This is a genomic window from Streptomyces collinus, assembly GCF_031348265.1.
Lineage (GTDB): Bacteria > Actinomycetota > Actinomycetes > Streptomycetales > Streptomycetaceae > Streptomyces > Streptomyces collinus.
Genome location: NZ_CP133771.1, coordinates 8,806,627 through 8,820,322, shown reverse-complemented (window position 1 = coordinate 8,820,322; position 13,696 = coordinate 8,806,627). Strand labels below are relative to the sequence as shown.

Genomic DNA, 13,696 nt, shown 5'->3' with positions numbered 1-13,696 from the left:
CACGAGTTCAACCTCAGTAATCGGTCTGGTTCATGCCGCGAGGCACTGTCCGCAGCAATTTTCGGATTCTACGAGATGCCCGTCCGAAACCGCTTGCTGCGGAACTGGCGCTGTCTACCCAGATTGTTCGAAGTCACCGCCCCTGCGGGCGCATGGTCACACATTCTCGACACAACGTCCGTAAGAGCGTCAGGCGTGTGATGACTGAACGCGCCGCGGAAGGTGGCCGATTCGTGCGCTGCTGACCTGCTGAGACGGCGCGGGTTGGCGTGAAGCTCTTGATCTGCGCACATCAATGAGTCAGGTTCTAGGCGGGCCGAACGCAGTTCCGGTCCGAACCCCCCACACCCCCCACGAAAGTGACGAGGAGAACCCTCAGATGTCAGCTCGCGCATTCACACGCAGAATGCAGGTCCTCACCGCCACGGCTGTCGTCGCGACCCTGACGACCTTCGGGACGGCGCACGCACAGATCGCTCCCGAACCCGCCCCCGCGGAAGGCACCGTGTACGGTCTCGGCGCCAAGGGCGCCGTACCGGGCACCTTCATCGTCACGCTGGACGACAAGGTGAACAAGAGCGCGCTCGCCAAGGAGTACGGCGGCAAGCTCCAGCGCACGTACAGCGCCACCCTCGACGGCTTCTCCGCCGGCGGCCTCTCGTCCGCCGAGGCCAAGCGCCTCGCCGCCGACCCGTCGGTCGCCAAGGTGGTGCAGGTCAAGAAGTTCAGCATCAACGCCACGCAGGACAATCCGCCCTCCTGGGGCCTCGACCGCCTGGACCAGGCCGACACCGCCGGTGACAGCAAGTACACCTACCCGGACGGCGCGGGCGAGGGCGTGACCGCGTACGTCATCGACACCGGCGTACGGACTACGCACAAGGACTTCGGTGGACGGGCCGCCTCCGGCTTCGACGCCGTCGACAACGACAACGACGCCACGGACGGCAACGGCCACGGCACCCACGTCGCCGGCACCATCGCGGGCACGTCCCACGGTGTCGCCAAGAAGGCGAAGATCGTCGCCGTCCGCGTGCTCGACGACAACGGCTCCGGAACCACCGAGCAGGTCGTCGCCGGCATCGACTGGGTCACCAAGAACCATAAGGGCCCGTCCGTCGCGAACATGAGCCTGGGAGGCGGCGCCGACGAGGCCCTCGACGAAGCCGTGCGCAAGGCCGTCGCGTCCGGCGTCACCTTCGCCGTGGCCGCCGGCAACGAATCGGCGGACGCCGGCCAGGGCTCCCCGGCCCGCGTGAAGGAAGCGATCACCGTCGCCTCCTCGACCAAGGACGACAAGCAGTCGGACTTCTCCAACTTCGGCGCGGTCGTGGACGTGTACGCCCCCGGCTCGGACATCAACTCGGCGTGGAACGACAGCGACGAGGGCACCAAGACCATCTCGGGCACGTCCATGGCCACGCCGCACGTCGTCGGCGCCGCGGCCGTCTACCTGGCGGGCCACAAGGACGCCACGCCGGACCAGGTCGCCAAGGCTCTCACCGACGGCGCCACAGCCGACAAGATCTCCAACCCCTCGCAGGGCACAGCGAACAAGCTGCTGAAGATCGTCGAGTAGGGGTCCTCGACCGGCGCTCGCTGTGCTGTCCTACGAGGCACGGCGAGCGCCGACGCCGTTACTGACTTCGGCTCGTCAGGGTGAATCTTGACGAAGTCCTTGAAGGGCATGGAGCGTTGGCTGTATCCCGTGGTGTGTGAGGTATGCGGATGGGGGCGGGCTGACTGCTGCGGGGCGTCGGCGCCGGGAATCGGTGCGGATGGACGCGGCCGAGCTGTTCGAGCAGAAGGTCAAGCGCCGGGTCCTCCTATGTGGGGAAAGGATCCCTCTCACCTCACAAATACGACAGACGCATCTTTGTAGTTTTAAGAAGCCGTATCTCAACCGAACGTGATCGCTTGATTTCTGCTGGTCAGGCATGGTGCAGCTCCGAATGAGGGAGGGATCCGGCGTCTTGTTTCCCCTCTATGCTCAAGGGGTGCGCGATGGCGTCGGTGCTGGGAATGCTGGAGGAGCGGGAGACAGCGGCCCGTGTGCGGGTGGAAGGGCTTCGGGAGGAAGTCGCGCGGCTGTCCGGGGTACTGGAGGCTGCGGAGATCGAGCTGGACCGGCGGGTGATCGCGCGGGAGGAACTGGTCGAGGCCCTGGCGGCCACGGCTGCCGAGACCACCGCTGTGACCAAGGCGGAGACGGAAGCCGTGTCCTCACCTGCGCCGGTGCCGGGCTCGATCGTGCCGCCTTGGCGCGAAGGACTGCCGGTGACGGTGCTGGCGCCGGACTATCAGCGGATCCTGGGTGTGCTCGAGGAGCGGCAGTCGGCGGGCCAAGGACCGGTGAAGGCCAAGGAGATCGCGGTGGTGCTGGGCCTTCAGCCGACGTCGGCGAAGGTCGAGGGGGTGCGCTCGAAGGCCAGGCGCCTGGCGGAGCGCGGGTGGCTCGTGCTGGAGACGTCGGGGATGTTCAGCGCGGGCCGGCGGCCCGCGGCCGTGCCAGGCGCCGTCCCATCCGCGTGACCATCGACCATCGGATCATCGCCTCGCTGCTGGCCGGCAACGTCTCGTAGTCGCGGGCCAGCCGGCGTGAATGCATCAGCCATGCGAACGTGCGCTCTACTGCCCAGCGCCTCGGCAGCACCACGAACCCCTCCATGTCGTCGGTTCGCTTGACGACCTGAAGGGTCAGCGCGAGTTTCTCCCGTGCCCAGTCGACGATGCCGCCGGTGTAACCGCCGTCGGCCCAGACCAGGCAGATGTCACGGTGCAGGCGCCGCAGCCGCATCAGCAGGCCCATCGCGGCATCCCGGTCCCCGACGTTCGCGGCGGTCACCGCGACGACCAACAGCAGACCGAGACAGTCCGTCACGATGTGCCGCTTGCGGCCACCCACCTTCTTCCCGCCGTCCCAGCCGCGCGAGACGGACGGCACAGAGGCCGCGGCCTTCACCGACTGCGCATCGATGATCCCCGCCGTCGGCTCCACCTCACGGCCCTCCCGCTCACGCACCCGTCCGCGCAGCCGGTCGTGGAACTCCGTGAGCAGCCCGTGCTCGCGCCAGCGGCGGAAGAAGGCGTAGACCCGGCCCCAGTGGGGGAAGTCCGCGGGCATCGCCCGCCAGGAGATCCCGCCCGCGACCAGGTAGCGGATCGCGTCCAGCAGCTGGCGGTGGCAGTAGCCCTCGGGCTGCCCGCCCCGGCCCTTCAGCCAGGCCGGCACCGGCAGCAAAGGCCGGACGGCCGCCCATTCCGCGTCCGTCATGTCGGAGGGATACCGGCGTTCCCGGTCCGGATGGTCGGCCGCGTTGCCGTACACGTGCGCGAGGCAATCACACGATGGAGCAGCCGAGTTGAACTGAACGGGTTCGGACGCGTACAACAACGACACCAGGGCCTCCCGGCGCTGCTCGGTCAGATTCGCATCCCCGAGCTACCGAGAGGCCCTGTCTTCATGCGCGCACAACGGGAAGATCACCCCGGCGGGAAACCTGTTCGACCCGCACGTTCCATGATCGGTTGAGATGCGGCATCTAGCGGCAGCGCAAGCCGTTGACCTGCGGCAATGTTGTCGCTGACGGGCTTTGGAAGGCCGCAAAGTCACCGGGAACGCCATGCGGGAGTTGGACGAGACGGGGACCGTGACGCGAGACTGGAACAACAGGACCTCCTGGCACTCGAGTGGTCGCAAACCCGAGTTAGGGGCCCCGTACTCACCACCCGGCCGAGATCGCCCGGCCAAGGACCGTGTTCGATCAGAACCAGCTCACGATCGGCAGAGGGTTATTACTCTGCGTTACGAATGGCGCTGTGTTGGCTCGTCCCCCCAGCTGATCGGGAGTGCCGGCGACGCAACCCGATGCCAGCCCGACATGACCTCGGGATACCGGCTTGGACTCACCAGGTCTTCGCAGCGGCGAGCAGATGCTCACGGACGAGCGTGACGTGAGGATTGATGGAACTGCCTGGGCGTTGGACGAGGTAGGCAGTGTTGATCGGGGGGTCCTCCGGCTGGTGCAGTAGCCGGAGGGCGCCGGAGGCGAGTTCGGTCCGGCAGAGGTAGCTGGGCACGACGCTCCAGCCGGCGCCTGCCGTGAGGGCGGTGAGGACGCTGCGCAGGTCGGGGATGGTGATCGCGGCCTGGACGTGCAGGCGGCGGTCGAAGGCGTGGCGCCAGTAGCGGCGGGCGATGGGCAGGTCCTCGGCGTAGGCGATCATGGGCAGGCTTTCCAGGGCAGTAGGCAGTTCCTGTCCCATGAGCTGTTCGGCCCAGACGGGGGCAGCAACCAGGACGAACTCCTCGTCGGCGAGGAGTTCGGCCTGCAGCGTCCGGCCCCGGGGCCGGCGGGTGGCGACGACGAGGTCGTGGCGTCCGGCCCGCATTTCCTCGAGCAGCGGTTCGGTCAGTCCGATGGCCACCCGCAGCCGGACGCCCTGCGCGACCAGCGGAGCCAGCGTCTGAAGGCCGAGGGTACTCATGAACTCTGCGGGCCCGGCCAGGTGCACCGGTCCCGCGGTGCTGCTCGGCTCCTCGCCGGTGATGTCGGCCAACTGATCCAGGGGGCCTGACAGTCGCGTGGCAAGTTCGTCCGCGTGGGGCAGCGAGGTGACACCGTGCGCCCGGCGTTCGAACAGTTCACGGCCCAGACGGTTCTCCAGCGCCCGGATCTGCGTGGTCACGGTGGACTGCGACAGCCCCAGCCGACGTGCAGCGGCGGTGAAGGACCCCAGGCGGTGCACGGCAAGGAAGGTGCGCAACAGGTTCAGGTCCAGCGGACCGAACCCATGAGTGTCCTGATCGCTCACGGCGTCGAGCCTACGAGGTACGCACGGCAGCCACCTGCCATTCGTCCCCGTGCAGGGCATCGGTTCGTCGATACCTGGTATCGATGCCTTCATTGGCGCGATTTCTTCGGCGGCTTTAGTTTCGAAGGTAGGAGCGCTGACGTTCTGAAGTCGAAACGTCAAAGCGTGAACCCCCAGCTCTCGGAGACCACCACACCATGTCGAAGATCCTTTTTGTGATGACCGGCGCCGACCACTGGACGCTGGCGGACGGCACCAAGCGCCCGACCGGCTTCTGGGCCGAGGAGGTCGTGGCCCCGTACCAGGCGTTCACGGCCGCCGGCCACGAGATCGTCGTCGCCACACCCGGCGGCGTCGTACCGCCTCTGGACCAGGGCAGCCTGGCGCCGCAGTTCAACGGCGGAGAGGTGGGGGCGAAGAAGGTGGCGGACGCCCTCGCCGCGATCGACGAGATTCAGCACCCCATCAGGCTGGAGGACGTCGACCTCGCCGACTACGCCGTCGTCTTCTACCCCGGTGGCCACGGCCCGATGGAGGACCTGGCCGTCGACGCCACCTCCGGCAGGCTCCTCATCCATGCCCTCGCCTCGGGCAAGCCGCTCGGCGTGGTCTGCCACGCACCGGCCGCCCTGCTCGCCGCCACCACGGCCGACGGCGGCAACGCCTTCGCCGGCTATCGGCTCACCGGTTTCAGCAACGCCGAGGAGACCCAGACGGGCCTTGCGGCCAATGCCAAGTGGCTGCTCCAGGACCGTCTGGTCGAGATCGGCGCGGACTACCAGGAGGGCGAGCCATGGGCCCCGAACGTGGTCGTCGACCGCAACCTGATCACCGGCCAGAACCCCGCCTCCGCCGGACCCGCCGCAGCCGAAATCCTCAAGAAGCTGGCCTGAACCTCGCATATCCGCTTGCGCCTGGGAGGGGCACCAGACGCTGCTTTCGCCAGCCGGCCCGTACGGGCGCAGTGAGGCACGGGGACGACATCGGCACCTATGACAACGGCGACTGAGGCGGCCGACTCCTCACAAGCCGTCTCACTCTTCTTTCGCAGGTCGTGGCCATGAAAAAAGCTCGTGATCCGGGCAGCCGCCACAGCCCTGCCTCACCGCCGGAGGCACACAGATGAGCAAGATCCTCGCCGTGGTCACCAACCAGTCGACCTACGGAACGAACCCCCACCGGACCGGGCTGTGGATCGCAGAGCTGGTTCACTTCTACGACCGAGTCCGCCAGGCTGGATTCGAGGTCGACATCGTCAGTCCGGAAGGGGGGCAGGTACCGCTGGATCCGCGAAGCGTCAGATTGGCCGACAAAGAGGTTCGCAAGTACATGAACGATCGCGCGTTCATGTCGAGCCTGGACCACACCAGGAAGGCGGCCGACGTCGACCCGGCCGAGTATGCAGCGATCTTCTACACGGGCGGGCATGGCGTCATGTGGGACTTCCCCGGCAGTGCCGCGCTTCAGCAGGTCGCGCGGGATATCTATGAGAACGGCGGCGTGGTCTCCTCGGTCTGCCATGGTGCCTGCGGACTGCTGAACATCACGCTCTCCGACGGCTCCCTGCTCGTCGAGGGCCGCACGGTCACCGGGTTCTCCACCGCGGAGGAGCGAGTCGCCATGGTGAAGAGCCGGGTGCCGTTCCTGGTGGAGGACGAATTCCGCAAGCGGGGCGCGAACTATGTCAAGGCCACCATCCCGATGACCCCCTTCGCCACCGCTGACGGCAGGCTCGTGACGGGACAGAACCCCGTTTCCACCAAGGTCGTCACGGCAAAGATCATCGAGACGCTGCGCCAACTTTGACCTTGATCCGCATCGGCCGGACCGGTCCTGCTCGGGAAGTGTCTCTGGGCGTTTGACGGTTCTGCTCGCGTCTTGTCGGTGACAGGTGGCTTGTTCTTCGAGCTCAGGGCTGTCCGGGTCCTGGGCTCGTCAGTTTCCAGTGCGCGGGCTGGACAGGCAGGCTCGGGCGGAGTTTCTGCGGCGGCCCCGGACCAGCGTGAGCCTGCCGGGCGTGCCCTCTCACTCGCATTTTCACAACGTCGGACCGGCGTATGTGCCGTTCGTCAGGCGGCGCGCTCGGAGGAATGTCTTGAAAGCAGTTTCGATCAAGGAACCTGGTGGGCCGGAAGTCCTGCAGTGGATCGATGTGGAGGACCCCGTCCCCGCGAGGGGTGAAGTGGTCATCGACGTCGTTGCCAGCGCCGTCAATCGGGCCGATGTGGCACAGCGGCTGGGGCTGTACCCGGTTCCGGAGGGAGCGTCACCTTACCCGGGCCTGGGGGTCTCCGGACGGATCAGCGCTCTCGGCGAGGGTGTGACGCGTTGGCAGCCCGACGACGAGGTGTGCGCACTGCTGACCGGAGGCGGATACGCGCAGAAGGTCGCTGTCCCTGAAGGGCAGCTGCTCACGGTGCCCAAGGGCGTCAGCCTGGTCCAGGCGGCAGCGTTGCCGGAAGCCACCGCAACGGTGTGGTCCAACGTCTTCATGACCGGTGGGCTGAAGCCAGGCGAGACCTTCCTCATGCACGGCGGAGCCGGCGGCATCGGCACGACAGCCATTCAGATCGCCAAGGCCCACGGTGCCCGCGTCGTCACCACCGTCGGCGGCCCCGAGCAGGCTGCCAGGGTCCGAGAACTCGGCGCCGACCTCGCGATCAACTACCGCACCGAGGACTTCGCCGAGCACGGCCCCTACGACGTGATCCTCGACGTCATCGGCGGCGACTACCTTCCGCGCAACATCCACTCCCTGGCCCTCGACGGGCGCTTGGTCGTCATCGGGCTGCAGAACGGCCTGACGGCCGAACTCAACCTCGTCGAACTCCTCGCCAGGCGTGCATCCGTGCACGGCACCACCCTGCGCTCCCGCCAAGCTGGACAGAAGGCAGCCATCGTGGCCGAAGTCCAGGAACATGTATGGCCATTGATCGAGAACGGAACGGTGCAGGTCGTCATCGACCGGACCCTGCCCATGGACCAAACCGCAGAAGCCCATCGCATCCTGGACGCCCACCACATCGGCAAAATCGTCCTACTCAACCCCGACGCGGCATGACTCCAAGAGTCGGCCGACCGACCCCGAACCGGTGCGCGAGGCGATCGCACCGCGCCAAGCGGGAGCTTTGGACGGAGCGGGGACCGGCACACGGGACTGGAACAACAGGGACTCCTGACACTCGAGTGGCGGCGCGACCCCGAGCTTCCCAGGGGCTCTGTTCTCGTGCCAGCCACCCGGCCGAGATCACCCGACCTGGGCCGTTGTTCGATCCCAATTGTCCTGATGACCGATAGAGATACGGCTTCTGAGCGCTATCCGGCCTGGCCTGAGTCGTGGCCTCGGCGCGAGCGCCGCTGCACGGCCGCATCCAGCTCCTTGCCCACAAGGCGCGGCAGTGGGTCCCCCAACGCCCAGCCGATCACCGACTGTGCGACGGAATGCAGCTTATGGTTGGTCTGCTGGGAAACCTCGCGCAGCACCTCGAACCCGGCCGCCGGCGCAATCCGGTGGACCGCGATGAGGACGCCGATGGCCTGGTCGACCGTCGCATGAGAGGCGACCGCGCGGCGTAGCTGGTCGTTCTCCTGCTCCAGCTGAGTGGGCGAGGCCTCGCCCCTTCCCTCGGGCAGGGGCTGCTGCGTGCGGGAGGTCGTCATCACCAACTCCGTCGGGGACAGGATCTCCCTAAACGCCTGCCCGCGACCGCGGGGTCAAGACGTGTGATCTTCACCAGCCGACAACATCAGCACGGGCACACCGTCAGCCCGGCCTCACGCCGGCCGGCCTGGCGTGGCTGCCTTCTCACAGCAGGCGGCCTGCCGGATCGCCGCCGGGATCATCAGCCAGCACGATCGCAGCCCTGATCCGCTTGCCGACCGGCTCGCGGCGGATCTCGATGCTGCGGCACACCGCCATTACGATCTCCAGCCCGTGCTGGCCCACCCGGCCCGCGTCCGCGGCCTGGGGATAGCACCGCGCCCGCCGTCCCGGAGCGATCGAACCGAACCGGTGCACGTAGCAGTCACACCCAGGAGTGACCGCAGTGGACGCGGGCACGGCAGAGATGGTCAACTCGTCAGACAACGGGTCTCCTTGCTCGTGACTGGCCTCAACAACCACGTCATTACCAAGGGGCCCGTTTCTTCATGCCTACGAGCACACCGGCATCTCTGTCCGAATGATCACCCGCACCGCAGGCTTCGAACGAGATCCGCTTTGCCACTACGCACTGAGAGCGCGGTCCCCAGCGACGCTCTAATCCTGGCCTCAGGTTGATCGGGGACAATGAGCGGCAAAAACATCGACTGGAAGGGGGCGAGCCGGCGTGCGGATCATGATCGCGGATGATGAAGCGGCCATCCGTGAGTCGCTGGAGCGGGTGCTCCAGGTCGAGGGTTACGACACCAGCACCGTCGCCAACGGTTTCGCCGTGCTCGACGGGGTCGTTGGGGCCGACGGCGACACGCTGGATCTGCTGATCCTCGACGTGATGATGCCTCGCCTCGGCGGGTTGGAGACCTGCCGGCGGTTGCGGGCCGCGGGTCGGGATCTGCCGGTGCTGATGCTGACCGCCCGTGACCAGGTCTCCGACCGGGTCACGGGGCTGGACGCGGGCGCCGACGACTACCTGCCCAAGCCGTTCGCCACCGAGGAGTTGCTGGCCCGGGTGCGGGCCCTGCTGCGCCGGCGCACGCCGACCGACGGGGAGTCGCAGATCCTGTCGTTCGCCGACGTCCGGCTCGATCCCGACAGGTTCGAGGCGTGGCGGGGCGGGCGGCCGCTGCGCCTGACCCGGACCGAGTTCTCCCTCCTAAAGGTCCTCATGAGCAACGCGACCCGGGTCTTGACCCGCGACGCGCTGTTCGAGGCGATCTGGGGCTTCGACATGAGCGCCACCGCCAACAACCTCCAGGTATACGTGAGCTACCTGCGCCGCAAGATGGAGGCCGAGGGCGAGCCGCGATTGATCTACACGCTGCGCGGCCTGGGATACACGTTGCGGGAGACTCCTCCGTGAGCAGGCCCGCCAGCCGGGAACCGCGCCGGCTGACCCGATGGTGGCGCCGGCGGTCCCTGCGGAGCAGGCTGACGGTGATCGCGGCGACGGCCATCGCGGTCAGCGTGTTTGTGGCCTTCCAGGTGGCCAGCCAACTACTGGGCTGGGAGCTGCAAGACAGCGCCAAGAATCAGCTGCGCGCCGACTCCCGCGTCCTGGCGACGAACGCGCAGCGCGCCGGTCTGGCGCAGGTCCAGCTACCGCCGTATCCCGGATCCGGTCGGCTGGTGCGGGTCATCCTGCCCGACGGCTCGACCCGGACGCCGGCCGGCCAACCCGCGCTGCCCCCCGTCAGCGAGCACGCCGGGCGCGTGGCGCAGGGCGCGTCGGCCAACCTGATGGAGTCGGACGACAGCGACGAGGACGGCTACCTCATCTACACGCTGCGGGCGGGCGACGGCGCGGTCCAGGTGGCCCAGGTCGCCGACGACAGCCCGATCAACCAGTTCGGGTTCGGCATGCTGCTGATCGGGCTGTTCTGCGTGGTGGGCGGCGTCCTTGTCGGGCGGACCGTGGCGCGGACCGGGCTGGCACCGATCGACCGGCTGACCGCCGCCGCGGTACATGTCGCGCACACCCGGGATCTCGACGCCGGCATCCCGGATGAGGGCGGTGGGGAGATCCGGCGGCTGATCCAGTCGATCAACGACATGCTCGCCGCGCTCCGGGACTCCCGGCGGGCCCAGCGGCTGCTCGCCGAGGACGCCGCCCACGAGCTCAAGACCCCGCTCACCAGCCTGCGCCTCAACGTCGAGCTGCTGATCCGGCTCGATCGGCGCGGCACCCTGGACAGCGCACTGCCGGCGGAGAGCCGGACCCGGCTGCTGACCGATCTCGGCGCCCAGGTGGCCGAGTTGAGCACCCTTGTCGCCGAGCTGACCGACCTGGCGCGCGGTGACGTCAGCGACGAGAACACCGAGCTGCTCGACCTCGCCGACGTGGCGGCGGCCGCCGCGACCCGGGCACGTTCCCGCACGCCCGACGTCGAGGTCGCGCTCGACGTGACCTCCGTGTGGGTGAGCGGGCGTCCCGCTGCGCTCGAGCGGGCGGTGCTCAACCTCATCGACAACGCCGGCAAGTGGTCCCCCGCGGACCAGCCGGTCCAGGTCCGGCTCCGTGCCGAGGACGCGTGGGTGGTGCTCGAGGTCGACGACGCCGGGCCGGGCATCGACGCCGCCGACGTACCGCGGGTGTTCGACCGGTTCTACCGTGCCGACAGCGCCCGGGCGTTGCCGGGATCCGGTCTGGGGCTGTCGATCGTGCAGCGGGTCGTCGACGCCCACGGCGGCCGGGCCAGCGTCGCCCGCTCCGCACGCGGTGGTGCGCTGCTTCGCATCGACCTTCCGGCCGCGGCCCCGCCCGCCCCGCCCGCGCGGCTCACCACCGGGGAGGACATCGCGGCGTGTTGACCCGCCCCGGCAGCGCGGCGCGGGACAAGGGACGGCGGCCCTCGGGCATGGCCCCGCGCGGCTCACCGTCAAGGCAGGACACCGCGGTGCGCGACCCCAGCCCCGGCCGCACGGCGTAGGACCAAAGGGCGGCGGCCGTCGAGCCCCATCAAAGATCCGGGACGGGCCTGGGTCCCCGTCCCGGATCTCGTCCGTGCCGCCGCGCTCACCGCTGCAGCGCGGGCTCCTCCTCGTCGGCGAGCGGCTGTTGACCGTCCGGCAGCTTTGCCCCTGGACGGGACAGCCGGCTCGGCCACCACATCCGGCGGCCGATCAGCAAGGTGAGGGCGGGCACCAGGACCGACCGCACCAGCAGGGCGTCGAGCAGCACGCCGAAGGCCACCAGGAACCCGACCTCGACCAGCATCACCAGCGGAAGTGTGACGAGGACCCCGAACGTGGCCGCCAGGACCAGGCCTGCCGAGGTGATGACGCCACCGGTGGCCGAGAGGGCTTTGAGCATGCCCTCTCTGGTGCCGAAACGCACGGTCTCCTCCCGGGCCCGGCTGGTCAGGAAGATGTTGTAGTCGACGCCGAGCGCCACCAGGAACAGGAATGCCAGCAGCGGCACCGAATAGTCGATGCCCTTGAACCCGAGGATCGTGTCGAAGACGAACACGCTGCCGCCGAAGGCTGCGGCGAATGAGACGATGACGGTGGACATCAGGACCAGCGGGGCCAGGATCGCGCGCAGCAGCAGTCCGAGGACGATCAGGACGACGGCGAGCACCAGCGGGATCACCAGCTTCTCGTCGCGCTTGGTGGTCACCTCGGTGTCGAGGTTCTCCGCACTCGGCCCGCCGACGATCGCCTCCGCCCCGCTCACCGCGTGCACGGCGGTGCGCACCCGCTTGATCGTGTCGTACTCCGCGGCGGTGTCCGGCGCGTCCTTCGGGAACACGGAGATGTTGGCCCAGCCACCGCTGGTCTGCTCCGGGATGGCCAGGGCCACACCGCGAGTGTCCTTGACGACGTCGAGCACCCGCTCCTGGTGCGCCGGCCGCGTGAATATCTCCATCGGCTGGCCGCCGAGCTCCGGGAAGTGCTGGCGGAGAACGGTGAAGCCGGTGACCGACTCCGGCGCGGACAGGAACTGGTCCTGCTCCCGCAGGGCGCCGGTGTTGCCCGCCAGCCCGAGGGCGAGCACGCCGAGGACTCCGAGCGAGCCGAGCGTCGCCAACCACCGGCGGCGGCTGATTGCGGTGCCGAGCCGTCCCCACAGCCCCGGCTTCTCCACCCCGGCCGTGCTGAACCGCGGGATGGCCGGCCAGAAGATCCGCCTGCCGAGCACCACGAGCACCGCCGGGAACAGCGTCAGCATGGCCACCAGCGCGCACAGGATGCCGGCCGCACCGATCGGACCCAACCCGCTGGTGCTGTTCAGGTCCGCGACGAGCAGGCAGAGCAGGCCGGCGACCACGGTGGCCGCGGACGCGACGATGGCCGGCGCCGCGCCGCGTAGCGCTTGAACCATCGCGACCCGGACGTTCTCATGGTGGTGCAGTGCCTCCCGGTATCGAGCGATGAGCAACAGCGCGTAGTCCGTGCCGACGCCGAACACCAGGATCGTCAGCAGCGCCGAGTTCTGGTCGTTGACCACGATGCCGAAGCCCTTGACGAGCAGGTAGACGGTCCCCATCGAGGTCAGTGCGGCCGCGCCGACGGCCACCAGCGGGATGATCCACAACACCGGGCTGCGGTAGGTGAGGATCAGCAGGAGCGTAACGACGACGATGGTGGTGAGGAGGACCTGCACGTCGATGCCGTCGAAGACGGCATCCATGTCGCCGTCGATCGCGCCCGGGCCGGTCACGTCCAGTTCCAGACCGGAGGGGCGGTCCTTCGCGGCGTCACGCAACGGGCCGACGATCTCCTCCGGTGGGCCGTAGGCCGTGCTCACCTCGAGGGTGAACGTCATTGCTTTGCGGTCGGTGGAGAGGCTCGTCGGTGAGCCCTCGTCGTCCTCGTCGGCCGCAGCCGTCGCCTTCGGCGGGTACCGCTTGGCAAGGGTGTCGTAGTGGCGCTCGACCGTCGCGCGGTCGGCGTCGGTCATGCCGCCGGCCCGGTGGTACACGAAGACGAACGTGCTGTCCTCACCGCCGGGGAGACGGTCGTCCAGCGCTGCCACCTTGGTGGACTCGGCACCGGCCGGCAGGGTGTCCACGGCGCTGTCGGTGGTGACCGAACTCAACTTTCCGCTCAGCGGCACCATGAACGCCGCCAGCACCAACCACAAACCAATCACCAACCACGGCACCCACCGGCCCGCCAACCGGCCCCCCGGCGCTCCCCCGGACGGCGCTGCGTCGACTGCCATCACTAGCCTCCTACATACGGGTTGCATCGCTTATCTGGATGCCGACTTCCTACGGA

Annotated in this window: 11 protein-coding genes and 2 pseudogenes; 8 read left to right on the top strand and 5 right to left on the bottom strand. The window is 68.4% G+C overall.

Annotated features, from left to right (window positions below; translation table 11 throughout):
* Positions 1–379: 379 nt before the first annotated feature.
* The 3 genes and pseudogenes from RFN52_RS39830 (at position 380) to RFN52_RS39825 (ending at position 2,532) form a co-directional block, all read left to right on the top strand.
* On the top strand, positions 380–1,579 hold the full coding sequence (locus tag RFN52_RS39830; protein ID WP_184853736.1) for a S8 family peptidase: 1,200 nt from the start codon (positions 380–382) through the stop codon (positions 1,577–1,579).
* A gap of 136 nt (positions 1,580–1,715) precedes the next feature.
* Positions 1,716–1,814: pseudogene (locus tag RFN52_RS40280) on the top strand (helix-turn-helix domain-containing protein); the annotation flags it as partial.
* 190 nt (positions 1,815–2,004) lie between these two features.
* Positions 2,005–2,532, top strand: a complete 528-nt coding sequence (locus tag RFN52_RS39825; RefSeq protein WP_311241197.1) for a hypothetical protein — start codon at positions 2,005–2,007, stop codon at positions 2,530–2,532.
* Here the strand turns inward: RFN52_RS39825 and RFN52_RS39820 are convergent.
* Together RFN52_RS39820 and RFN52_RS39815 are read right to left on the bottom strand one after the other, a co-directional pair.
* The gene (locus RFN52_RS39820) at positions 2,480–3,328 is read right to left on the bottom strand and encodes an IS5 family transposase (RefSeq protein WP_425579479.1); all 849 of its coding nucleotides are present in this window, start codon (positions 3,326–3,328) and stop codon (positions 2,480–2,482) included. The genes RFN52_RS39825 and RFN52_RS39820 overlap by 53 nt on opposite strands.
* Positions 3,329–3,906: 578 nt before the next feature.
* On the bottom strand, positions 3,907–4,815 hold the full coding sequence (locus RFN52_RS39815) for a LysR family transcriptional regulator (protein WP_311241196.1): 909 nt from the start codon (positions 4,813–4,815) through the stop codon (positions 3,907–3,909).
* A gap of 197 nt (positions 4,816–5,012) precedes the next feature.
* On the opposite strand from RFN52_RS39815, the gene RFN52_RS39810 reads away from it, so the two are divergent.
* The 3 genes from RFN52_RS39810 (at position 5,013) to RFN52_RS39800 (ending at position 7,876) form a co-directional block, all read left to right on the top strand.
* Positions 5,013–5,708 carry a type 1 glutamine amidotransferase domain-containing protein gene (locus RFN52_RS39810; RefSeq protein WP_184853734.1) on the top strand — a complete coding sequence of 232 codons (696 nt, stop codon included), beginning with the start codon at positions 5,013–5,015 and terminating at the stop codon, positions 5,706–5,708.
* 229 nt (positions 5,709–5,937) lie between these two features.
* Positions 5,938–6,621: a type 1 glutamine amidotransferase domain-containing protein gene (locus RFN52_RS39805; RefSeq protein ID WP_093868131.1), complete on the top strand. Its 684-nt coding sequence runs from the start codon at positions 5,938–5,940 to the stop codon at positions 6,619–6,621.
* A 289-nt stretch (positions 6,622–6,910) separates the two neighbouring features.
* Complete coding sequence (locus RFN52_RS39800) at positions 6,911–7,876, top strand: NAD(P)H-quinone oxidoreductase (RefSeq protein WP_184854223.1); 966 nt, start codon at positions 6,911–6,913, stop codon at positions 7,874–7,876.
* A gap of 254 nt (positions 7,877–8,130) precedes the next feature.
* On the opposite strand, the gene RFN52_RS39795 is transcribed toward RFN52_RS39800, so the two are convergent.
* Both RFN52_RS39795 and RFN52_RS39790 read right to left on the bottom strand, forming a co-directional pair.
* Positions 8,131–8,475 (bottom strand): ANTAR domain-containing protein, encoded by a 345-nt coding sequence (locus RFN52_RS39795; RefSeq protein WP_184853733.1) that lies wholly within the window; start codon positions 8,473–8,475, stop codon positions 8,131–8,133.
* A gap of 145 nt (positions 8,476–8,620) precedes the next feature.
* Positions 8,621–8,782 (bottom strand): annotated as a pseudogene (locus RFN52_RS39790) (ATP-binding protein); the annotation flags it as partial.
* Positions 8,783–9,143: 361 nt separating this feature from the next.
* On the opposite strand from RFN52_RS39790, the gene RFN52_RS39785 reads away from it, so the two are divergent.
* Both RFN52_RS39785 and RFN52_RS39780 read left to right on the top strand, forming a co-directional pair.
* Entirely contained in the window at positions 9,144–9,836 is a 693-nt protein-coding gene (locus RFN52_RS39785) for a response regulator transcription factor (protein WP_055713893.1), read from the top strand.
* Positions 9,833–11,284 (top strand): HAMP domain-containing sensor histidine kinase, encoded by a 1,452-nt coding sequence (locus tag RFN52_RS39780; RefSeq protein ID WP_184853732.1) that lies wholly within the window; start codon positions 9,833–9,835, stop codon positions 11,282–11,284. Before RFN52_RS39785 ends, RFN52_RS39780 begins: the two co-directional genes overlap by 4 nt.
* Before the next feature lie 205 nt (positions 11,285–11,489).
* Here the strand turns inward: RFN52_RS39780 and RFN52_RS39775 are convergent, their stop codons facing one another.
* Positions 11,490–13,640, bottom strand: coding sequence for an MMPL family transporter (locus RFN52_RS39775; protein WP_184853731.1), 2,151 nt, complete (start codon positions 13,638–13,640; stop codon positions 11,490–11,492).
* Between the last annotated feature and the right edge of the window lie 56 nt (positions 13,641–13,696).